General features: G+C 33.0%; 21 protein-coding genes. 12 read left to right on the forward strand and 9 right to left on the reverse strand.

Going from position 1 to position 23136, the window contains the following annotated elements:
* Positions 1-39: 39 nt before the first annotated feature.
* The 3 genes from H4V97_RS13645 (at position 40) to H4V97_RS13655 (ending at position 2710) form a co-directional block, all read left to right on the forward strand.
* Complete coding sequence (locus H4V97_RS13645; RefSeq protein ID WP_209549975.1) at positions 40-948, forward strand: prohibitin family protein; 909 nt, start codon at positions 40-42, stop codon at positions 946-948.
* An 87-nt stretch (positions 949-1035) separates the two neighbouring features.
* Entirely contained in the window at positions 1036-1266 is a 231-nt protein-coding gene (locus tag H4V97_RS13650) for a hypothetical protein (RefSeq protein WP_196850649.1), read from the forward strand.
* Between the two features lie 313 nt (positions 1267-1579).
* On the forward strand, positions 1580-2710 hold the full coding sequence (locus tag H4V97_RS13655; RefSeq protein WP_209549976.1) for an ATP-binding protein: 1131 nt from the start codon (positions 1580-1582) through the stop codon (positions 2708-2710).
* Between the two features lie 93 nt (positions 2711-2803).
* On the opposite strand, the gene meaB is transcribed toward H4V97_RS13655, so the two are convergent.
* Positions 2804-3916 (reverse strand): methylmalonyl Co-A mutase-associated GTPase MeaB, encoded by a 1113-nt coding sequence (meaB, locus tag H4V97_RS13660; RefSeq protein WP_196850651.1) that lies wholly within the window; start codon positions 3914-3916, stop codon positions 2804-2806.
* A 287-nt stretch (positions 3917-4203) separates the two neighbouring features.
* On the opposite strand from meaB, the gene H4V97_RS13665 reads away from it, so the two are divergent.
* Both H4V97_RS13665 and H4V97_RS13670 read left to right on the forward strand, forming a co-directional pair.
* On the forward strand, positions 4204-5115 hold the full coding sequence (locus H4V97_RS13665; protein ID WP_209549977.1) for an AEC family transporter: 912 nt from the start codon (positions 4204-4206) through the stop codon (positions 5113-5115).
* 269 nt (positions 5116-5384) lie between these two features.
* Positions 5385-6023, forward strand: a complete 639-nt coding sequence (locus H4V97_RS13670) for a peroxiredoxin (protein WP_209549978.1) — start codon at positions 5385-5387, stop codon at positions 6021-6023.
* A gap of 117 nt (positions 6024-6140) precedes the next feature.
* Here H4V97_RS13670 and nudK read toward each other — a convergent pair whose 3' ends face one another.
* From nudK to H4V97_RS13700, 6 genes are all read right to left on the reverse strand, one after another.
* Positions 6141-6722, reverse strand: a complete 582-nt coding sequence (nudK, locus tag H4V97_RS13675) for a GDP-mannose pyrophosphatase NudK (RefSeq protein WP_209549979.1) — start codon at positions 6720-6722, stop codon at positions 6141-6143.
* Positions 6723-6783: 61 nt separating this feature from the next.
* Entirely contained in the window at positions 6784-8055 is a 1272-nt protein-coding gene (locus H4V97_RS13680; protein ID WP_209549980.1) for an adenylosuccinate synthase, read from the reverse strand.
* A 45-nt stretch (positions 8056-8100) separates the two neighbouring features.
* Positions 8101-8571 (reverse strand): Fur family transcriptional regulator, encoded by a 471-nt coding sequence (locus H4V97_RS13685; protein ID WP_196850656.1) that lies wholly within the window; start codon positions 8569-8571, stop codon positions 8101-8103.
* Between the two features lie 172 nt (positions 8572-8743).
* Complete coding sequence (locus tag H4V97_RS13690) at positions 8744-10966, reverse strand: RelA/SpoT family protein (RefSeq protein ID WP_209549981.1); 2223 nt, start codon at positions 10964-10966, stop codon at positions 8744-8746.
* 77 nt (positions 10967-11043) lie between these two features.
* A complete protein-coding gene (locus H4V97_RS13695) occupies positions 11044-12624 on the reverse strand; it encodes a serine hydrolase (RefSeq protein ID WP_209549982.1) in 1581 nt (526 codons plus the stop codon).
* A gap of 68 nt (positions 12625-12692) precedes the next feature.
* Entirely contained in the window at positions 12693-13478 is a 786-nt protein-coding gene (locus H4V97_RS13700; RefSeq protein WP_209549983.1) for a TrmH family RNA methyltransferase, read from the reverse strand.
* A gap of 203 nt (positions 13479-13681) precedes the next feature.
* Between H4V97_RS13700 and H4V97_RS13705 the strand changes: the two genes are divergently transcribed.
* The gene (locus tag H4V97_RS13705; protein WP_209549984.1) at positions 13682-14284 is read left to right on the forward strand and encodes a trimeric intracellular cation channel family protein; all 603 of its coding nucleotides are present in this window, start codon (positions 13682-13684) and stop codon (positions 14282-14284) included.
* Positions 14285-14299: 15 nt separating this feature from the next.
* Here the strand turns inward: H4V97_RS13705 and H4V97_RS13710 are convergent, their stop codons facing one another.
* On the reverse strand, positions 14300-16099 hold the full coding sequence (locus H4V97_RS13710) for a gliding motility-associated C-terminal domain-containing protein (protein WP_209549985.1): 1800 nt from the start codon (positions 16097-16099) through the stop codon (positions 14300-14302).
* 118 nt (positions 16100-16217) lie between these two features.
* Between H4V97_RS13710 and H4V97_RS13715 the strand changes: the two genes are divergently transcribed.
* The 5 genes from H4V97_RS13715 to H4V97_RS13735 all read left to right on the forward strand — a co-directional run bounded on the left by H4V97_RS13715 (position 16218) and on the right by H4V97_RS13735 (position 21103).
* A complete protein-coding gene (locus H4V97_RS13715; protein ID WP_196850662.1) occupies positions 16218-17198 on the forward strand; it encodes a GNAT family N-acetyltransferase in 981 nt (326 codons plus the stop codon).
* 10 nt (positions 17199-17208) lie between these two features.
* Entirely contained in the window at positions 17209-18309 is a 1101-nt protein-coding gene (locus H4V97_RS13720; protein WP_209549986.1) for a DegT/DnrJ/EryC1/StrS family aminotransferase, read from the forward strand.
* Positions 18310-18312: 3 nt separating this feature from the next.
* Positions 18313-19800, forward strand: coding sequence for an oligosaccharide flippase family protein (locus H4V97_RS15985; protein WP_209549987.1), 1488 nt, complete (start codon positions 18313-18315; stop codon positions 19798-19800).
* A complete protein-coding gene (locus H4V97_RS13730) occupies positions 19793-20548 on the forward strand; it encodes an acyltransferase (protein WP_245345237.1) in 756 nt (251 codons plus the stop codon). The genes H4V97_RS15985 and H4V97_RS13730 overlap by 8 nt, the downstream gene beginning before the upstream one ends.
* 330 nt (positions 20549-20878) lie before the next feature.
* On the forward strand, positions 20879-21103 hold the full coding sequence (locus tag H4V97_RS13735) for a DUF6036 family nucleotidyltransferase (RefSeq protein ID WP_209549988.1): 225 nt from the start codon (positions 20879-20881) through the stop codon (positions 21101-21103).
* Here H4V97_RS13735 and H4V97_RS13740 read toward each other — a convergent pair.
* Entirely contained in the window at positions 21090-21983 is an 894-nt protein-coding gene (locus H4V97_RS13740; protein WP_209549989.1) for a glycosyltransferase family 2 protein, read from the reverse strand. The two genes, H4V97_RS13735 and H4V97_RS13740, sit on opposite strands and share 14 nt — an antisense overlap.
* Before the next feature lie 46 nt (positions 21984-22029).
* On the opposite strand from H4V97_RS13740, the gene H4V97_RS13745 reads away from it, so the two are divergent.
* On the forward strand, positions 22030-23133 hold the full coding sequence (locus H4V97_RS13745; protein WP_209549990.1) for a glycosyltransferase: 1104 nt from the start codon (positions 22030-22032) through the stop codon (positions 23131-23133).
* The last annotated feature ends 3 nt before the right edge of the window (positions 23134-23136 follow it).

Raw genomic sequence — 23136 nt, forward strand, 5'->3', positions numbered from 1 at the left:
TTCTCGTATAATAAGTATATTAATCAAACCAATTAAAAAATGATACTATTTATTATTCTTGGAATAATCTTGTTAATTCTAAGTTTTACATTAAAAAACGATACAAATCCCTTTTCTAAATTTTCAGGTATTCTCAAAATCATTGGGGTTCTTCTAATTATTTTGGGAGTTTTTTCTTCTATGTTTAAGCAAATTGATGCGGGTAAAGTAGGAGTAAAATCTTTGTATGGTAGCGTTCAACCAGATGTTTTAGAAAGTGGATTGAATGTGATTAATCCGCTTATGGATGTTACGGAATTCGACATTCAAACCCAAAATTATACCATGTCAGCAGTTCATGGAGAAGGGGCACAACAAGGTGACGACGCCATTCGTGTTTTGTCAAATGATGGACTTGAAGTAGTAATTGACTTAACGGTTTTGTTCAGAGTATCACCAGATGCTGCTCCAAAAATTTTCAAAGAAATTGGAGTAAACTATTCTGATAAAATTGTTCGACCTATTACTAGAACCCGTATTCGTGATAATGCTGTTTATTATGATGCCGTTGCCTTATATTCCACCAAAAGAAATGAATTTCAACAGCGAATTTTTAAAACAATAGAAGCCGATTTCAAATCGAGAGGATTGGTTTTGGAGCAGTTGCTTATTAGAAATATTAATCTTCCTACATCAGTAAAAGCATCTATCGAAAGTAAAATTAATGCAGAGCAAGATGCTCAAAAAATGACTTTTGTTCTTCAAAAAGAAAAACAGGAAGCCGAACGTAAAAGAGTAGAAGCACAAGGTATTGCCGATTATCAACGAATTATTTCAACGGGTTTAACTGACAAGCAATTGCAATACGAACAAATAAAAGCGCAAAAAGAAATTGCAACCTCTACTAACACTAAAATTATTTTTATGAATGGCAGAGGGAATGCGCCGGTAATTCTTTCTGATAAATAGTTTTTTAAAAAGTTTATTCGGTACTTTGGTTATTCGTTTATGCGAATTCAATTTACCAAATTATCAAATCAACAAATTAATAATAAAATGGAATTACCAAAATTTTTACTGGGCGATAACACGGATTTACACGACGATATTTTCATCATTCACTTAGACTATCCACGATTTATAATCAATTTAAAAGATGATGAAGTCGAGTTTATGGAAGAAGCTGAAGATCTTGACGAAGCCGAATTAAATACCGAAATGGAAGGATTAATCGTTCTTGCCAATGAGTTTTACGATAGAGAAATGGAACGTTACGAGAAGGAGTAGAGTTCTTTTTTGAAATGAAACAATCAGTCCCAATTTTTAGAAATAAATTGTTTAAATATATTTTTATTCTCCTCCTTTGGAAGAATTAGAGGAGGAAAAATACTTTCCCAATAACGACTGAGTGGCTGCAAAAGGTGATATTACATCATTTTTGTAGCCGCTTTTTTTATCAGCTACAAGAGCTATTGTCGTTTGTAATGACGGAAATTAACTAAATACCGTCAATATACTGACGGTATTTAGTTAATTTCCGTCAGTTTATTGACGGAATTGAATTGAAAATAGTTATATTTGTGTTCAAATGGTAGCTGTTATGGAAGTAAATAGAATATACGAATCACTGATACCTCAGTTCCTAAAACCGAACAAAGTCCTTGTTTTATTGGGAGCGAGGCGAGTAGGAAAAACGCAATTAATTAATAAAGTTATAAAAAGCACTAAGGAAGAAGTACTCTTTTTAAATGGTGACGATATAGAGACGCATAATATATTAGAAATTCAAAGTACCGCAAATTATAAAAGAATTTTGGGTGATATAAAGTTTCTGGTAATAGATGAAGCTCAGGAAATTCCAAACATTGGAAGAAAACTCAAATTGATGGTGGATACAATACCTGATTTGAAAGTTTTAATTACAGGCTCATCAGCATTTGAAATTAACAATCAGATTGGAGAACCATTGGTTGGTAGAATGAAAACTATAAGTCTCTATCCTATTTCGCAAATGGAATTTTCAAAACAGGAAAATTATCTGGAAACTATAAACAATCTTGAAGAAAGACTAATCTTTGGAAGTTATCCCGAATTATCAAGCTTGAATAATTGGGATGAAAAAATAAGCTATCTCAAAGAAATTGTAAACAATCACTTACTGAAAGATATTTTGGCATTTGAGGGGATTAAAAAACGGGATAAAATCATTTCATTGCTGCAAATTATTGCTTTTAGGACAGGAAGTGAAGTTTCGTTGGAAAGTATTGGCAGGGATTTGCAAATAAGTAAAAATACTGTTGAAAAATACCTGGATTTGTTTAGTAAGGTCTTTATAATTTATTCTGTTTCGGGCTTTAGCAGAAATCGAGATAACGAAATTACAAAAATGAAAAAATGGTATTTTGTGGATAATGGTATTCGCAATGCGATAATAAATTCCTTCAATCCAATAAACACGAGAGAAGACATTGGTAAATTATGGGAGAATTACCTAAATTCCGAAAGAATAAAAATGCTTCATTATAAAGGGAAATATGTCTTAGACTATTTTTGGAGAACACATACCAAGCAAGAAATAGATAGGATTGAAGAAGTTAATGATCAACTTTTTGCCTTTGAATACAAATGGGGTAAAGGAAAAATAAAAATACCAACGGAATTTGCGAAATCATATCCCAATGCCACATTTGAAATTATAAATCAAGAAAATTATTTAGATTTTATTGTTTAATGAGTGAATTGTGCCGTATTATGTCATTACTAAAAAACAGAATTAGCACTTCGTTCCTAGAAATAAATCATGAAAATTTGCGTAAATATATTTTTATTCTCCTCCTTTGGAAGAATTAGAGGAGGAAAAATACTTTCCCAATAACGACTGAGCGGCTGCAAAAGGTGATATTTCATCATTTTGCACCGCTTTTTTATTGGTTTCAAGCAGCTTGTGAATTTCAGGATGATTGTAAAAATTTAGTTTCAATTGCTCGTTTATGGTTTCCAGCATCCAGTATTGGTTTTGTTCTTTTCGTTTTTCAAAGAAGGAGTTGTTGCCTTTTGTAAGTTCAAGAAACTTTTCAATAGTTTCCCAAACTTCGGGAATGCCGTCATGAGTATAGGCGCTACAGGTTGACGTAGTGGGCGTCCATCCAGATTTTTTAGCAGGGAAAAGATGTAAAGCTCTGTTGAATTCTACTTTGGCTAAAGTCGCTTTTCTAATATTATCACCATCTGCTTTGTTGATTACAATAGCATCTGCCATTTCCATAATTCCGCGTTTGATTCCTTGTAATTCATCGCCTGCACCAGAAATTTTCAATAAAAGAAAGAAATCTACCATACTGTGAACCGCAGTTTCGCTTTGACCCACTCCCACAGTTTCAATTATTATGGTGTCAAACCCACAAGCTTCACAAAGCGTAATGGTTTCACGGGTTTTTCGCGCCACACCACCCAAAGTTTCTCCCGAAGCCGAAGGTCGGATATAGGCATTTGGATCTTTTACCAATTCTTCCATACGGGTTTTATCACCCAGAATACTTCCGTGTGAAATCGTACTGCTTGGATCGACGGCAAGAACCGCCACTTTTTTCCCTAAACCAGTTAAATATTTTCCAAAAGCTTCAATAAACGTACTTTTCCCAACGCCGGGAACACCCGTGATTCCTATACGGACCGATTTATTGGCATGAGGTAAACAGGCATTAATTACTTCATTGGCTTTCTCTAAATGGTTGGCATTGGTGCTCTCCACTAAAGTAATTGCCCGACTTAATGCTGTGACGCTTCCCGCTAAAATACCGTCCACTAATTCTGTAGATGAGGGTTGTATTTTTCTAAACTGCTGAATATTTTTCACGGAGATAGAACTAATCATTTCCGGTGGAGAAATTCCAGCTTTCTCATGGAGCGCACTAGGTTGGGATTTTTTGTTTGGCAAAGCGTAAGTTTTGAAAAGTAAAAGTAATGAAAATTACTTATTTTTAAAGTGTTTTTGCGTTCTGCATTGCATAATTTGTAGCTACGTTGTAAATTATTCGACCGTGATTTTGTAATAATAGTGATGAAAATTTGCAATTCAAACTTGCGACGTTAGCAAATGAATTAAAGCGATTCTTAATATCAATCCATGTAAACCAACAAAAGATCTCAAAACAAAAACTAAAATTATAATTCCTCTGATTGCCAAAGAAATTTTAATAGTATTTTTGTAGTCAATTCTACTCTATGTACAACTTCATTATAATCTTCGTTTTTCTATTGCTTGGAATTATTTTACAAAAGGTAAAACGTTTTCCAACCAACAGTTATAAAGGTATAAACAACATCGTAATTTACATTTGTCTTCCCGCATTAGCCTTATATTACATACCAAAAATTGAATGGAGTAACGAATTGTTATACCCCATATCCATGGCCTGGATTGGATTTATTGTTTCTTATTTATTTTTTAATCTTCTGGGCTGCAGATTTGGCTGGTCTAAAAAACTCACCGGTTGTCTGATTATAACAGCTGGATTAGGCAATACTTCATTTCTTGGATTTCCTATAATTCAAGCACTATATGGAGAAGAAGGCATGAAAACTGCAATTTTAGTAGATCAGCCTGGTTCTTTTGTAGTGCTTTCTACTTTGGGGATTTTAGTGGCGACGTTATATTCAACTGGAAGTCCTAACGGCTTTCATATTGCCAAAAAAATCTTGTTCTTTCCACCGTTTATCGCTTTTCTGGGAGCTTGCGTAATGAATGTTTTAAATTTTGATTTCCATGAATACATCCAGTATTTTCTGCAAAAGGTAGGGAGCGCCATGACACCATTAGCAATGCTCTCGGTAGGATTGCAATTACGGTTTGATAAAAGAAGCCAACATTGGAAATTCTTGGGATTAGGACTTTTGTATAAATTAGTGCTGACTCCGGCACTCATATATTTATTGTACGTTGTCATTTTAGACCAGCATTCAACAGCGATGCAAGTTGTGTTAATGGAAGCCGCAATGGCGCCCATGATTACCGCAAGTATCTTAGCTTCGACTCATGGATTAAAACCAAGGTTGAGCAGCATGATGATTGGTTTCGGAATACCGCTGTCATTTATCACGTTAGTTTTTTGGTACTTTATTGTGCAGTTTATTTAATTTTTCAGGAGCTTTTTCCCGCTATGCATTGCAATCTTTATAGGCGTAAACCTTTCAGGATTTACTCCTATAAAGGATTTCCATTTCTATCGGGGCTACGAATTTCCGTTTAACGACTTTTTTTGTGTTCGAAAATTATTTTTATTGCCGGAAAAATTCAGCTGCTATTTATTTGTTGAATTTTTAGTACAATTTTAGGGTTTGTTATACGGTTTATTGACGTTAATTCAATAACTTAGACTGTTAGTAATCAATAAAAACAAATCATTATGGCATCATTACGATTAGGCGATATTGCTCCGGATTTTGAAGCAGAAACGACGCAAGGGAAAATAAAATTTCACGAATGGTTAGGTGATTCTTGGGGTGTTTTATTTTCACATCCTGCAGATTTCACGCCAGTTTGCACCACCGAATTAGGAACTGTAGCAAATTATTACCCTGAATTTGTAAAAAGAAATGTAAAAGTTATTGCCTTGAGCGTAGATGGATTAGATTCCCATATGCAATGGATTAAAGACATTAACGAAACTCAAAATACAACAGTCAATTTTCCAATAATTGCCGATGAAGACAAACATATCGCAGAGTTGTATGATATGATTCATCCCAATGCTAATGAAAGTTTTACGGTTCGCTCCGTTTTCATTATTGGCCCAGACAAAAAAATAAAACTGACTTTGACGTATCCCGCTTCTACCGGAAGAAATTTTGATGAATTACTTCGTGTAATTGATAGTTTGCAGTTGACAGCACATTATAGCGTGGCAACTCCGGCTAATTGGAAAGATGGAGAAAGAGTAGTGATTTCAACAGCCATTAAAGACGAAGACATTGCTGCTAAATTTCCAAAAGGATATGAAAGAATAAAACCATATTTAAGAATGACTCCTCAGCCCAACAAGTAGTTTTTATCATGGGAATGTGGAAATAAAAAAAGTACAATGAAACAGTTTCATTGTACTTTTTTTTAAATTTTAAATAAGAGAAGTTCTTTCCCTATTAGTTTCTGCAGTTCAGTCGTCTTACACTAAATTCTTTATTTTGGCATATTGCAATAACATAATTGTTTTTGCATCTTTTATTTCTCCTGATTCAATCATAGCATAGGCCTGATCATAGGACATTTCCATCACATCTATATTTTCCTCTTCATGTGCAACTCCGCCGCCTGCGCTGACTTTCATGGAGTCGTTATATTCCCCAACAAATAAGTATAAAATTTCCGTTACGGCACCAGGAGACATGTAGGTTTCCATTACTTTCTGAACCTTAGTAAGTCGATAGCCAGTTTCTTCTTCGGTTTCTCTAATGATACATTGTTCTGGATGATCTTCGTCCAAAAGTCCTGCGCAAACTTCAATCATCATTCCGGTTTCATTTCCGTTGAGATACGTTGGTAAGCGAAACTGTCGTGTTAAAATTACTGTTTTTTGTTTTGTATTATAAAGTAGAATAGCCGCTCCATTTCCACGATCATAGACTTCACGTTTTTGGGTTATCCAAGATTCGTCTTTTTTTTGATAATCAAAAGTTACTTTGTTTAAAATATACCAGTTATCAGAAAGCAATTCGGTTTTTTGTATTTTAATAGTTGGATTTTTCATTCGTAGGAATTGATTTATATACTAAAAAAAACGCTCTGAATTTTCAGAGCGTTAAGTAATTTTATTTAAGAATAGTTTGCTTTCTGTCTGGTCCCACAGAAACTATTTTGATAGGAACTTCCACTTCTTTTTCAATGAACTCTATATATTCTTTTAATTCAATTGGCAATTCATCGTAAGTTGTCATACCAGTTAAATCAGCTTTCCAACCTTTGAATTCTTGGTAAACAGGAGTAACGTTTTCTGGCTCGATGTTGTATGGGAAGTGAGAAATTTTCACTCCTTTATAAATGTATTCCGTGCATACTTTCAAAGTTTCAAAACCCGAAAGTACATCACCTTTCATCATCATTAATTGGGTTACACCATTAACTTGAACAGCATATTTTAGCGCTACTAAATCTAACCAACCACAACGTCTTTGTCTTCCTGTAACAGATCCAAATTCATTTCCTACACGTGCCATAGTTACGCCATCTTCGTCAAAAAGTTCTGTTGGAAATGGGCCGCTACCTACGCGGGTTACGTAAGCTTTGAAAATTCCGTACACTTCTTTAATTTTATTTGGAGCAATTCCTAAACCGGTACAAGCACCAGCCGCAGTAGTGTTTGATGAAGTTACAAATGGATAAGTTCCGAAATCAACATCTAGTAATGAACCTTGAGCTCCTTCACATAATATTGATTTACCTGCTCTTTGCGCTTGGTTTAAATATTCTTCGCTATCAATAAAATCTAATTTTTTTAATTCTTCAATCGCTTCAAAAAATTCTTTTTCTAATTCAGCTAAGTTGTATTGAATGTCAACATTATAAAATGCAATCATCGCTTCATGCTTATCAGCCAAAGCTCTATAACGGTCTGCAAAATCTTCTAATTCAATGTCTCCCACACGAATTCCGTTTCTTCCAGTTTTGTCCATATAAGTTGGACCAATTCCTTTAAGTGTAGAACCAATTTTTGCTTTTCCTTTCGAAGCTTCAGAAGCTGCATCTAACAAGCGGTGTGTAGGTAAAATTAAATGTGCTTTTCTTGAAATGATTAATTTTGATTTTAAATCTAAGTTGAATTTTGCTAATCCGTCAATTTCACTTTTAAAAACTACAGGATCAATTACAACGCCATTACCAATAATGTTTATGTTATTCGAATGAAAAATTCCAGAAGGAATGGTTCTAAGTACGTGTTTTATTCCGTCAAATTCCAAAGTGTGTCCAGCATTTGGTCCACCTTGAAAACGAGCAATAATATCATAATTTGAAGTAAGAACATCAACAATTTTTCCTTTTCCTTCATCTCCCCATTGTAATCCTAGTAATAAATCTACGGTCATTCTATATGTTATTTGTAGTTAATTTTTAATATAAAGCACAACTTCTTAGCTGTCCGAACTCTCTTTTTGTTTTTTTATTCCATACAAATATAAGGAATGGTTGGTAATCTCTATATCGAATATTTCTTCGATCGTTTTCTTAATACTTTGAATTCTTGGATCACAAAACTCAATTACTTCACCAGTATCGGTCATAATGATGTGATCGTGTTGCTTATCGAAATATGATTTTTCGTAATGTGCTTGGTTTTGACCAAATTGGTGTTTACGCACCAAAGCACAATCTAATAACAATTCGATTGTGTTATAAAGCGTTGCCCTGCTCACACGATAGTTTTTGTTTTTCATTTTGATATACAGATTCTCTACATCAAAATGTTCTTCACTTTCGTAAATTTCCTGAAGGATTGCGTAACGTTCAGGAGTTTTGCGGTGTCCTTTATTTTCAAGATACATTGTAAAAACATTTTTTACAATTTCTTGGTTTTTGTTATTATCAGTGGAAATGAGTGTCATATCTGGCAAAGATAAATTTTTATTTTTTAAAGTTTAAAGTTTAGCGTTTAAAGTTGAAAAATCAAATCGTTTAAAAATGGACTAATTTGGCTTTCTGTTTCATTTCAAGTTGTAAATTTTGCTTATAATAAATGTAATAATCAAATTTTAAAAACTTTAAACGTAATCTTTCTTAGGTTTTATAAACACGTGTTACTTTATCGATTCCGTCAATCTTTTTGATATTACTGATCATTTTTTTCAAAATCGTATTGTTTTGAACAATTACGGCTACTTGTCCATGGAAAATTCCAGCATCAGTACTCAAAGAAATACTTTGAATATTTACATGCATATTATTTGAAATGACTTTTGTTAACTGATTTGTTAGTCCCAATATGTCCATTCCGGTAATGTTTATTATTGCTTTGAATTCTTCTTGAGAAGAGTCAATCCATTTGGCAGTCAAAATTCGGTACGCATAATTTGATTGCATCCCTATGGCATTTGGACAATCTTTTTTATGAACTTTAATTCCTTCATTTATGGTTACAAAACCAAAAACATCATCACCAGGAATTGGATTGCAACAAGGAGATAATTTATAATCTAATTTGTCGTGTTCTTTGCCAAAAACAAGCATGTCATAACTGCTGCTTATTACTGGTTTATGAATATCTTCATCGGCTGTGCTGCTTGAAGAACGTTTTATTTTACTTTTGAAAAAATTTATAAAAGTGTTGCTTTTTTGTGCCGCGTAATCTTTAAGCTGCTGGTTTTCTATAGCGCCAATCCCAACTCTATAAAATAAATCTAAACTAGTTTTTAGTTTAAAAAAAATAACTAATTCATTGACAACTGATTCGTTTAGAGTTATTTTTAAATGTTTTAATTTTCGAGTTAACAGCTCTTTTCCCTCTTCACCAATTTTTTTAGTGTTTTCGTTTAGAACGTTTTTTATTTTAGTTTTGGCTCTTGAAGTCGTTACATAATCGAGCCAGTTGGGCGTTGGTTTTTGATGCTGGGAAGTAATAACTTCAATTTGATCGCCACTTTTTAGCTCATGGTTTAACGGTACTAATTTTCCATTAACACGCGTTCCCCGAGTACGAATTCCAATTTCTGAGTGAATACTGAAAGCAAAGTCGAGTGAAGTGGCGCCTTTTGGCAAGGATTTAATTTCTCCTTTTGGAGTAAATACAAAGATTTCTTTGGAATATAAATTCATTTTGAAATCTTCGACAAAATCCACCGCATTAGTCTCAGAATTTTCTAAAGCTTCTTTTAGTAAATTCAGCCATACATCCAAACCGCTTTCTTCGGTAGCACCATTTTTATATTTGTAATGCGCTGCATATCCTTTTTCTGCAATTTCGTCCATACGTTCACTTCTCACTTGCACTTCGACCCAGCGACCTTTTGGCCCCATTACGGTAATGTGCAAAGCTTCGTAACCTGTCGATTTTGGTGATGAAATCCAATCACGTAATCGACTTGGACTTGGTCGGTAATGATCTGTTACGATAGAATATATTTTCCAAGCTATAAATTTCTCATCATGTGGATTTGATTTGTAAACGATGCGAAGTGCAAATTTATCATAGACTTCATCAAAGCTTACGTTTTGCGCTTTCATTTTTCGACGGATCGAATAAATAGATTTTGGACGACCTTTTATAATGTAATCTACCTGTTCTGCGTCTAATGAAGTTTTAAGAACTTCCGAAATGTCAGCAATGTATGCATCTTGTTCTTCTTTAGTTTCTTTTATTTTGCTTAAAATCTCATTATAAACGGCTGGTTCAGTATATTTTAATCCTAAATCTTCCAGTTTTGTTTTAATATTATATAAACCCAAACGGTGGGCGAGTGGAGCATATATGTATAAGGTTTCAGATGCGATTTTAGTTTGTTTGTCTTCTTGCATCGAATCCATGGTCTGCATGTTGTGCAAACGATCGGCTAATTTTATAAGAATTACACGTACATCATCATTAAGCGTTAGAATCATTTTACGGAAATTCTCGGCTTGCAATGAGGCATTCAGATCTTTCTGGACTAAGGATATTTTAGTCAAACCTTCTACCAGTTGTGCGATTTTAGGATTAAATAAACGCTCAATATCTTGCACTGTCATCAGTGTGTCTTCAACAACATCGTGTAACAATGCGGCTGCAATTGAAGTCGCTCCCAAACCAATTTCTGATGCAACAATTTTTGCTACAGCAATAGGATGGAAGATGTAGGCTTCGCCCGATTTTCGTCGCTGATCTTTATGGGCATCAACGGAAACGTCAAAAGCCTTGCGAATCAGTTTTTTATCTTCATCGCTTAAAGTTTGGTAGCTTATACGGAGTAACTCTTTATATTCTTGAGCAATTGCTTTATTTTCTTTTTCTATATCAATTTCTATCATAACGGCATGGTTCAATCTCTAAAAATAGAAATTAGTTAGGAGATATACAAGGATTACTTGTTTTTTTGACTTAGGATTTAATTACCGGAAACAGTATTTTTAGACATATTATTTTCTACCCTTTTGAAATCCAAATCCTGAAAATCATAACTAAAATCGGTCAGCTCAGAAATTGGTTTCATTTTTATACCTATTGCATTTCCAGCTGCATCATATTCAAAAAATAAATGGGCATCAGCATGAAAGTATGCATTATTCCATTTCACAACAAAATTTCCTTCCTTGTAGAAAAAAACTTCTCCAGTAAGCTGAGGTGAACGAGCTGAAGCAAAATATAATTTTCCTTTCTTTTCAGAAATAGTGATTGCACCAAACCAATTATCATTGAAAGTTCCTTTTAGCGTTTTGAAATCTATTTTGATTTTATCTTTTTTATTTTTTGCAACAGCAGCCCATACTTCATCCGTAACTTTATCGGCACTTTCTACGTTAGCTTTTAATTTGTTACTGTAAATTGTAACATAATCGTCGGACTTAATTCCCAAATAACTATCTTTAATCGTGTTGGTAATTGCGTTAAATGCTGCTCCGGATTGCTGGTTCGTCAATACAATAATACCCAATTGTAACTCTGGTATCAAAGTGACTTGGGTTACAATTCCTTCAAGTCCCCCGGTATGCGAAGCTTGTTTATAGCCTTTTACGTCACTCAAAAACCAACCTAATCCGTACCCGCTAAAGTGAGTGTTATAAGGTGCTTTTGTGCTTACAGGAATTATAGTTTGCAATTGCCACATTTGATTATGTTCTTTTTCAGAGAATAATTGCTTGTTTACAGCACCATATTTTCCGTTATTCATTTGCATAATGGTCCATTTGCTTAAATCATTAACACTGGAATAAATTCCCGCCGCCGCATCAAAAAGTTGATTTTGATAGCGTTTGATTACTTTTAATTTTCCATCAATTGGAACATGGGGCGCTATTATGTTTGTTGTATCTTTTAATCTTAAAAAAGAAGCGGCACTATTGTTCATTTCCAATGGTTTCATAATGCGTTCTTCAATAAAATCGCACCAACTTTTGCCACTTGCAACATGAATCACCTCTCCGGCAACAATGTATAGTAAATTATCATAATCGTATTTGGTTCTAAAAGCAGAAACCGGTTTTAAATACTGCAAATTTTGGACAATATCTTGTGCGGTAAAATTACTTCCGTCAGGCCAAATCATTAAATCGCCGGCGCCAAGACCAAGCCCACTTCTATGCGTCAGTAAATCCCGAATCGTAAATTCTTGGGTTACATACTCATTGTACATTTTAAAATTGGGAAGATATTTAATTACTTTATCATCCCATTTTATTTTGCCTTCATCCACTAGCATGGCTAATGCTGCGCTTGTAAAAGCTTTACTGTTTGATGCAATTCCAAAAAGGGTATTGGCATTGACTTTTTCTTTTGTCAAAATTGATTTTACACCGTACCCTTTTGCAAGAACGATTTTCCCATCTTTTACAATGGCAACAGCAATTCCAGGAACATTGAATGCGGTTAAAGTCCGATTAACTAATTCATCCACTTGGGTTGAACTAATTTGGGCGAAAGAAAACGTGGTTGAAATTAATGTTATTGCAACGAATAATTTGTTTTTCATATTATCTAAGTATTTTATAAAATGGTAAATCTTTACTATTTTTTGTTTTTAAATCTGCAATCAAAAATCTAAAAACCTCTTTGTCTTTTGGCTTCAAAAATTAAAATCGCTGCTGCAACCGAAACATTCATAGAATCGATTTCGCCTTGCATTGGAATAATGATATTTTGCGTGGCTTGCGTTCGCCATTCTTCGGTTAAGCCGGTCGCTTCTGTACCAACAACTAACGCCGTTGGCAAAGTATAATCTTGAGTATGGTACGAAGTTGAATTTTGTAAAGTAGCACAATAAAAATTGATTTTTCGTTCTTTCAAAAAAGCAATAATTTCGGATGTTGTTCCAGTTGCAATTTGGTTGGTAAACAAACAACCTACGCTAGAGCGCACCACATTTGGATTGTATAAATCACTTTTTGGATTGGCAATAATCACTGCGTCCAGATGAGCAGCATCAGCTGTACGTAATAAAGCACCAATGTTTCCCGGTTTTTCCGGCGCTTCGGCAACAAGAATTAAAGGATTTTTAGATAATTTTAAATCGGATAACTGTTGTGATTTTGTTTTGGCTACAGCCAAAACACCTTCGGTAGTATCCCGGTATGCCAGTTTTTGATAAACATCCTTATTAATTTCTATTAACTCGGTATTTGAGGATAACTTTCTGGCTTCGGTTTCAGAACAAATTTCGGGCAAAAACAATATCGTTTCCATTTCGTAACCACCTTTAATGGCTAATGAAATTTCGCGTTTTCCCTCAATTAAAAAAGTTCCGGATTGTTTGCGTGATTTTGCTTTTTCCTGCAATTGCACCAAAGATTTTATGAATGGATTTTGTGCGGAAGTTATTTGTTTCAAAAGATTCGTTTTATTTATGGTTTAACAAAGATACATAGAGATAATTCAGTTTTATATATTTAGAAAGGAATATTTGTGAATCAAAAAACAGATTGGTTAATTGTATCGGGAACAATTAGTTTTCAACCGTATTTTCTTTAAATTTGTCAGAATTATTTTTCAGTCAGAAATTTTCTTCACTTATTTTAAAATAAAAAGTTATAATGTTTCATCTATTAGATATCATCGGTACGATGGCTTTTGTTATGTCAGGCGCATTAACTGCCATGAACAAAAAGCTCGATCCTTTTGGGGTTTTCATCATCGCTTTTGTAACGGCTGTGGGCGGAGGAACGTTGCGTGATGTTTTGATAGGGAGAACATCAGTAGGGTGGATGCGCGATTTAAATTATGTTTATGTAATTATTGTTGGATTTTTTCTAGCTATTATTTTTCGAAAAAAATTCGATCGCTTGCGTACTTCTTTGTTTTTATTTGACACTATCGGATTAGGTGTTTTCACATTAATTGGACTTGAAAAAGGGATTAATATTGGGCTTCATCCTGTTATTTGTATCGCAATAGGAACAATGACAGCCTGTTTTGGAGGTGTAATCCGTGATATCTTGTGTACTGAGATTCCTGTTATTTTTAGAAAAGAAATTTACGCCACGATTTGCATCCTTGGAGGAATCGTATTTTTTATGCTAAAAAAACTGAATCTCGATAATGATATTTTATATCTGGCAACTTCCTTATTTATTATTACAGTGCGCCTAATGGCAGTGAAATTTAAATGGTATTTATCCCCTTTAGAACAAAAATAGTTTGAAGAGAAAAATCTATTTTTTTAAAAACAAGTATCCTACCAACGGCTTTGGATATTCCGAATCATTTAAATCAATTACATAATAATAGGTGCCGTCTGGCACTTTTTTGCTGTCCAGCAGTATACCTTCATTTGCAAATCCATCCCAATCACTTGTGCCATTATTTCCTGTCCAAACTAAAGTTCCCCAACGATTATAGACTGAAATCCGATAGTTAAGGAAAATATTGCGTAAGTATTCAACAAAAAAGGTATCATTAAAGCCGTCATTGTTTGGTGAAAAATAATTATGAACTAAAGGCGGACAATTTTTGACGTTAATAATGAAAGACGTAATAGTAAAACAATTTTCGTTTTTGACTCGAACAAAAATTTCTTGGCGAGTGGTTTCAGCAACAAAATTGTTTGAATTGAAAATCAGGTTAGCTCCATTTTCAGCATCTGCGCGCGAGGTGTGAAAACTAACTATATCATCAGAGTTTACTTTTACCAATGCTTCGGTAGCAGTAAAATCAAAAATTCCTCGTCCTAAACCTACGTTACAAGTTTCAATATTTAATACTGGATTTACTTTTGGCTTTGTCCACAATGCTATTTTTGAAATTAAAGCAGTATTGTTATTCTCATTCAGTTCAGTAATGATTCCACTGCCATTTCCCGTCTCATCTACAATAAATTGTAAATCAAAAGGGTTTACGATGCTGTCTGGAATTGTGATGATAACTGTATTGTTTTCACTTCCATTTATTGGAATAACGGAAAGTGTTGAAAAAGACATTCTTAAAATCCCGTCAATATAGATGGCAATAGGCATTCTTGCTGGTAATGAACTAGTGCTTTTAGAATTATAAACCGTGTAATCCACCATAATTTGTCTAGAATCACAACTTAATTTAATTTCATTAAGTTGAATCGTAGCATCGGGCAACTGACTATTTAATTTGGTTACAATAGCGTTAATCATTACAAAATCTTGACCAGAAGTAAGTTGAATTTTAGCAGACGTATCGCCAATAGCAATGTTATTTTGAATGTTGTAAACATCAAGATCCATATTGTACAAAGTAGTGGAATTGGTAAAGCTGTTTGTGCCGTTGAAGGCATTGTCAACTTGATTTAATGGCGGATTGCCAATGGGATTTCCATTGATCCGTAGCGTTTCATTAACATTAATGGATTGATCGCCTTCCCAAGCGATAAAACCTATTTTCGCATCCAAATTATCAATTACGTTTAAGTTGTTTAGTGTAATGTTTATTTCATTTGGAACATACTGTAAGCCGTCATAAATATTAAGCTGATTTAATGGTAAAGAAGGATTTGAGTAAACAATAATCATAGCCCACCCGCCAAAATTAGTGCCATTCCAGCAGTAATTATCAATTTCGTTTGTTAAATCCAAATCACTAAGGCGGTATTCCCCATTACCGAAGACTTGAACTTGGTCAGTAATATCTGCAAAAGCACTAAAAAAAGGCAAACCAGAAGTGCTCTGCAAAACATGCAAAGTGCGCTCGGCACTTATGGTTTTATCATTAAGAGTCACATCAAAGTCACCGTTCCCAGATCCGGCCCAATATAAATAGACTTTTTCCACAACATCAGCGGGATCTAATTTCAATGTTGCCGAAGATGTGGTATTGATTTCACATGCTTGACCAGTGCCATTTTCAGTTTTATTTAAAGTGTTACCAACAAATAAAAAATCGTATCTTCCATTAAATTGGTTATGCAAGGAAATTTCTTGTCCAAAAATGGAGTTGGACCCTATGGAAACTAGGCTAATTATGAGATAGAGTAGCTTTTGTTTCATTTAAAATTAGATTATTAAATTTAAAATTAGTGATTTATATTTAATTATCTAATTTTATAAAAAATAATATACTTGCGGAATAATAAATTTATTGTTTTCTAAAGTTTAAAAATCAGTCTTGAAAAATTACTCCATCAAACAATACCAAGATTGCGATTATGATAACTGGAATGCATTCATTGGTCAAGCCAAAAATGCAACTTTCTTGTTTCATAGGGACTTTATGGATTATCACAAAAATCGATTTGAGGATAATTCATTGATTGTTTTTTACAAAGAAAAATGGATTGCTGTACTTCCTGCTAATAAAGAGGGGAATGAAATTTTTTCGCATCAAGGATTGACTTACGGCGGGTTAGTTTATAATGAAAAATCAAAATTGACTACAATAATTACTGCATTTAGAGCTGTTTTGTTGTTTCTAAATGAAAATAAAATCGAAAAATTGCATTTAAAAACGATTCCGTCCATTTATCACACTAAACCAGCCGATGAAATTTTGTACGCTTTGTTTTTGGCGGAAGCCCAATTAGTAAGACGAGATAGCTTGTCGGTAATTGACTTATCGCAAAAAAATAATTTTTCTAAAATAAGAAAAAGAGGCATTCAAAAAGGAATTTCAAACGGTCTGGTAATAAAAGAAGAAGATGATTTTGAGTTGTTTTGGAATGAAATATTGATTCCTAACTTAAATAAAAGACACAACGTAAATCCGGTTCATACATTAGAAGAAATCATATTATTGCGGAATCATTTTCCTAATAATATCAGACAGTTTAATGTCTATTACAAAGATGAAATTGTCGCGGGAACTACTATTTTTGAAAGTGAAAATGTAGCTCATTGTCAGTATATTGCTAAAAACGAGAGCGACGAGAATCTAGGTAGTTTAGATTTTTTATATCACTATTTTATCACGGATGTCTTTGCTAATAAACGGTTTTTCGATTTTGGAATTTCCAATGAATTGCAAGGAAAAAAGTTAAATGATGGATTGACCTATTGGAAAGAAAGCTTCGGGGCCAGTACCATTGTTCACGATTTTTATCAGGTGGAAACCGCTAATTATGATAAACTAAATTCGTTTTTTGCTAAATAAAACAAATCAAATGATACCATTTCTGGATTTAAAGAAAATAAACGAACCTTACGAAACTGCCTTTCAAGAAAAATTGAAATCGGTATTAGATTCGGGTTGGTATATTTTGGGGAATGAAGTCAAAGAATTTGAAACTAATTTTGCCAATTATTGTGGTACAAAATACTGTATTGGAGTAGGAAACGGTTTCGATGCTTTAGTATTGATTTTCAAAGGTTATATTCAACTTGGAAAAATGCAAAAAGGAGATGAAGTCATCGTTCCTGCAAATACCTATATCGCCAGTATTCTAGCTATTTTGCAAGCTGATTTAGTCCCTGTTTTGGTCGAGCCAAAATTAGAAACATACAACATCAATCCCGATTTAATTATTTCGAAAATCACTTCAAAAACCAAAGCGATTCTGGCAGTTCATCTGTACGGACAATTGGCAGAAATGGATAAGATTAATGAAATTTCTATGGCAAATGATTTGCTCGTTGTTGAAGATGCGGCTCAGGCTCACGGGGCTGTTAGCAATCAAAAATCAAAAATCAGCAATCAAAAATCAAGTGCAGCGTATAGTTTTTATCCAGGAAAAAATTTAGGAGCATTAGGCGATGGCGGAGCAGTCACCACAAATGATTCAGAGTTGGCAAAAGTGATTTATTCGCTGCGAAATTATGGCTCTGAAACGAAATATTATAATGATTATATCGGTGTGAATTCAAGATTAGATGAACTGCAAGCCGCTTTCTTGAATATCAAATTACCGAATCTTGACAGAGAAAACGAGCAACGCAGAACCATTGCAAAACGGTATTTATCTGAAATAAAAAATGAGAAAATTATTTTGCCGAACTGGGATTTTTCAAATAATCATGTTTTTCATCTTTTTGTCATTCGAACTAAAAATAGAACTGATTTACAGGATTATTTAAACAAAAACGGAATCCAAACGGTAATCCATTATCCAATTCCGCCGCACAATCAAAATGCGCTGAAAGAATATAATAACTTGTCTTTTCCCATTACCCAAAAAATTCACGATGAAGTTTTGTCTTTTCCTATAAGTCCCGTATTGACAATAGCTGAAGTTGATTTTATAGTTTCAATTTTAAATGAATATTAAATAGTGTCTGAAAGTAAATCATCATATCTAGAAATTGTTAAAACTACCTCCCTTTTTGGCGGAGTGCAATTTTTCAATATTATTATTTCTATAATTCGGACAAAATTGATTGCGGTGTTTATTGGACCGGCGGGAATGGGGATAATTTCTTTATTGAATGCTTCGGTAGCTATGATTTCAGGCATTACTGGTTTAGGAATTGAAACAAGTGCTATAAAACATGTTTCAGGAAATTATAAAAATGAGGATTTAAATACTGTTTCAACTATTGTAGCTGTTGTAAAAAAATTGGCATTATTAACTGGGATTTTGGGGACGCTACTTACCATTATTTTTTCTGGGTGGCTGAGCACAATTACTTTTGGAAATTCAAATCACACCTATTCGTTTGTTTTTTTGTCCATTACGCTATTATTTAGGCAATTGATGATAGGCGAACTTGTAGTTTTGCAAGGTTTAAGACAAATGAAACTTTTGGCCAAAGCAAATTTTTACGGCAATTTATTTGGATTACTATTTTCAATTCCTTTGTATGTTTTTTACAGAATCGACGCAATTGTACCAACAATAATAATAGCTTCATTATCGTCCTTATTGTTTTCTGTTTTTTATTCAAAAAAAATAAAATTCGAAAAAATTACTTTAAGCAATAAACAAGTGACAACTGAGGGAAAAAGTATTATTCGATTAGGAATAATGCTGACATTGAGTGGGTTACTGACTTTGCTATCTACTTATTTGATTCAATTGTATATTGGTAAAAACGGAGGGTTAGTTGAGGTTGGCTATTTTAATGCTGGTTTTACTTTATTGAATTCTTATGTTGGAATAATTTTCACCGTTATGAGTACCGATTACTTTCCGAAATTAGCCTCTATTAATGATGATAACGAAAAAATTAGAGTAAGTGTAGTGCAGCAATCGTTTATGTCGATACTAATTATAACCCCAATAATTATTTTATTTTTAGCGATGATTCCACTTATTATAAAAATTATTTACACTCCTGCGTTCATTTCAATTATTCCAATGGTTAGTTTTGGGATATTAGCCATGTTGTTTAGAGCGGTTTCTTGGTCAATGGGATATATTCTGATCGCCAAGGGAGACTCGAAAATCTTTATGAAAACCGCTATCGGCTTTAATATACTATCATTAATTTTAAATATTCTAGGATATAATTATTATGGGTTGGAAGGTCTTGGGTTTAGTTTTTTAGTCTATTATTTATTTCACTTTTTTGTTCTTAAAATGATTACGAAAAAAAGATATAATTTTTATTTTAATAGAGATTTTCATCAAATTTATTTGAGCTGTATTTTAATGTGTATGACCATGTTCCTTTTTAGATATATTCCGAATCCCACTATAAAATATAGCTTGATGATAGTAATGGTAGTGGTTTCGTTTGCTTTTGTTTTATTTCAAATGAATAAAAAAATGGAATTAAAAGAATTATTCAATTCTATAATAAAGAAAAAAAATGATTAAAATTCTTAAATATTATTATAGAAAAACGAAGCTGTTTCGCGAAAAAACTGCGTTTTATTATACGGTGAATTGGACTAAGACCTTATACTTTAATTTCAAAAAGTTTCCTTTACATACCGCTAAAAAACTTCCTGTTTTTTTTTATGGAGAGGTAAAATTTGCTTCAATAATTGGTAAAATTCAAATTAATGGGCCGATTAAAAGAGGAATGATTGGTTTTGGTCAACCATATGAAATGAACACACTTCATAAAGGGATTGCAGAAATCAATATTTTAGGAACGTTGGTTTTTAAAGGGCACGTACAATTTGGGAAGGATTATTTTATTTATATAGGCGAAAATGCCTATTGTGAGTTTGGACATATGTCATCATTAGGTTCTTATGCTAAATTAATTTGTATTGAAAATATTGTCTTGGGTGATTATGCCCGTTTTGGATCGGAATGTCAAATTATGGATACTAATTTTCATCAGATGATAGATACTACTATTGGAGAAAAGCTAAAAATGACGGGCCCAATTGCTATTGGCAACTATAATTATGTGGGAAGTAGAGTTACAATTATGCAAAATACAAAGACTCCTGATTATTGTACAATAGCCTCTAATAGTCTGGGTAATAAAAATTATACTGATTTGGGTACGCACATTTTAATCGGTGGGATTCCATCACAATTAATTCGGACCAATATTTCAAGAGATTGGGAAGGGGAAAGAAAAGATTTGGAAGATTTTTTAATGGTGTAATTGAATTTAAAGCAGTAAAACTCTTTTTATAAAATTAACTGTGTAGAAATTTTCTTAGTTACAAGCTTTAAATCATTTAAATTTAGAACTTCTTTTTTAGCGATTCAACTGTTTATTTATATAATTTTGTAAAACAACGAATTGATATGGAAATCCAATTTCAAACCAAAGAAGAAAGTAACAAGAAGCAATTAGAAATTTTTTTAAAACTTTCTAAAATCGAACGTATTTATAGCTTTCTGAATTTAATGTACAGAGTAAACCAGTTTTCAACCAAAAATAAAGTTGATAAATCTGCTAATTTTTTGATTACTATAAAATCTACAAAATATGTTTCAACCTTGGGAAGAAAACATTAACAGTTTTGTTGCTTTATCCAATAAACATAAGGTTCGAATGCTAATGGTTGATAGTGAAGTTTCACAAGTTAATAATAATTCTTTTTTGCGGTGGAATGTGCTTTCACTGGAAGATTTAATCACTAGTAAAATTAAAGAAAATAGACCGAAAGATCTACTGGATATTCAACAGTTGAGAGAAATTAACAAATTGTAGATCGCAATTTGATTTCTAAGACGATATATTTTATCATTAAAATCATATTCGAAGTTTTGTATGCTAGAATCGTCTCAAAATGAATTCTTTTTAAAATTGCCTTATTCTCTTCTCTTGTTTTATTCAGTGCGATTGCTTTTTTAAGAATCAAATAAGTTGAATAATTTATTTTTTTTGACTTCGAATCATTTTTCTTAAAAAAATCAGTTCCTAAAGAGTTGGCAACGATCCTTTTTTGGATCAGAATTTCGTCGATAAAATCAAATTCAAAATGGCGAGAAGCACGTATCCAAAAATCTAAATCTTCATAAGCAAGTGTTTCATCATATCCTTGTAGAGAATCAAAAACTGATTTTTTTACCATACTCGAAACCGAACATATACTATCGCCTCCCGAAAGGACTGACACATAAATATTGCCGGTAATTCTGTTTTCCATTACTTTTTTTGATTTATCTACTGCAAAATAGTAGGAGTGAAATTCGCCATTTTCACTAATTAATTCGGTGTTTCCATAAACAATTCCAAGATTTTTGTACGCTGTATTTTTAAAAGCATTTAGTTGTAAAGAAACACAATTTGGTAGTAAAACATCATCTGCTGCCAAGTCAATGATATATTGTCCTTTGGCTATTTTTAAAGCTTTATTGAACGACTTTGTATTCCCTAAATTGGCTTCGTTTGCAATGAATTGAATTTCAGGGTAATTTACAAGCCATTTTTCGATTGTCGCTTTAGAATTATCAGTACTATAATCATCCACAATAATAAGTTCAATGGTTGAATAACTTTGATTTATAACAGAAAATAAACTCTCCAAGACGTAATCTTGCTGATTGTAACACAGACAAATAATGGTAACAATGGGTTTATCTTGCATATTTTTTTAAAAGAGTTATATTTGATACGAAAATAAGAAATCGAGAATGATATTGCCTAACAAAAAAATTAAAATTGCATTAATTGGTTATCGATTAAGTCGAGGTGGAGCCGAAAGAGTGATGGCCATTTTATCTCAATTTTTCGAAAAAAAAGGAATTGAAATCCACAATATTATCGTTCTTGATGAAGTCTCTTATTCTTATTCGGGAAAATTAGTCAATTTAGGAAAGATGAAAAATTCTTCCAATGGACTTTTTAATAAATGGAACCGCTTTGTTTTTCTTAAAAAATACCTTCATCAACAGGAATTTGATTTTATTATCGATTTCAGGTTTAGAGTAAAACCAATTCAGGAGTTATTGATTGCAAAATGGCTGTATAAAACGAAAACTATTTTCATGGTTCATAGCTATTTGATAGATCACTATATGCCCAATTGGTCGGTTCTTACCAGATATATGTACGGAAATTGTTATAAAATGGTTGGTATTACCACTAAATCTAAAGAACGTATAGAGAGCAAACATCATCTGAAAAACGTCGTTACAATTTATAATCCAATCGACATTGATGACATACAGGAAAAGAGTAATGAAAAAGTATCGCTTCCGTTTGATTATATTATTGGCGTAGGCCAAATGGAAACTAAGATTAAGCAGTTTGATAAGTTGATTGAAGCGTATTCTGAATCGATTTTGCCAAGGAATAATATTCATTTGGTTTTACTAGGGGATGGAGATCAAAAAACTAATTTGCAACAGCTAGCCACAAATAGAAAAGTATCGGATAAAGTGCATTTTTTAGGTTTTCAGGAGAATCCGTTTAAGTACTTGAAAAACGCAAGATTTTTTGTTTTAAGTAGTTTAAATGAAGGTTTGCCCAATGTTATTTTGGAATCTCTGGCTTGCGAAACTCCTGTTGTTGCTTTTGATTGTTTGTCCGGACCAAGTGAAATGATCGTGCATAAAAAAAATGGTTTGTTAGTGGAAAATCAAAACGTCAAACAACTTACCGAAGCAATGAATTTATTCGTTGACGACGAAAATTTATATAAGTATTGTAAGCAGAATGCCTTGCAAAGTGTAGAATCTTTTTCAATAGCAACAATTGGTCAGCAATGGTTAGATTTGATGGAGATTCGATTATAAAAA

It is taken from the genome of Flavobacterium sp. CG_23.5 (genome assembly GCF_017875765.1).
Taxonomy (GTDB): domain Bacteria; phylum Bacteroidota; class Bacteroidia; order Flavobacteriales; family Flavobacteriaceae; genus Flavobacterium.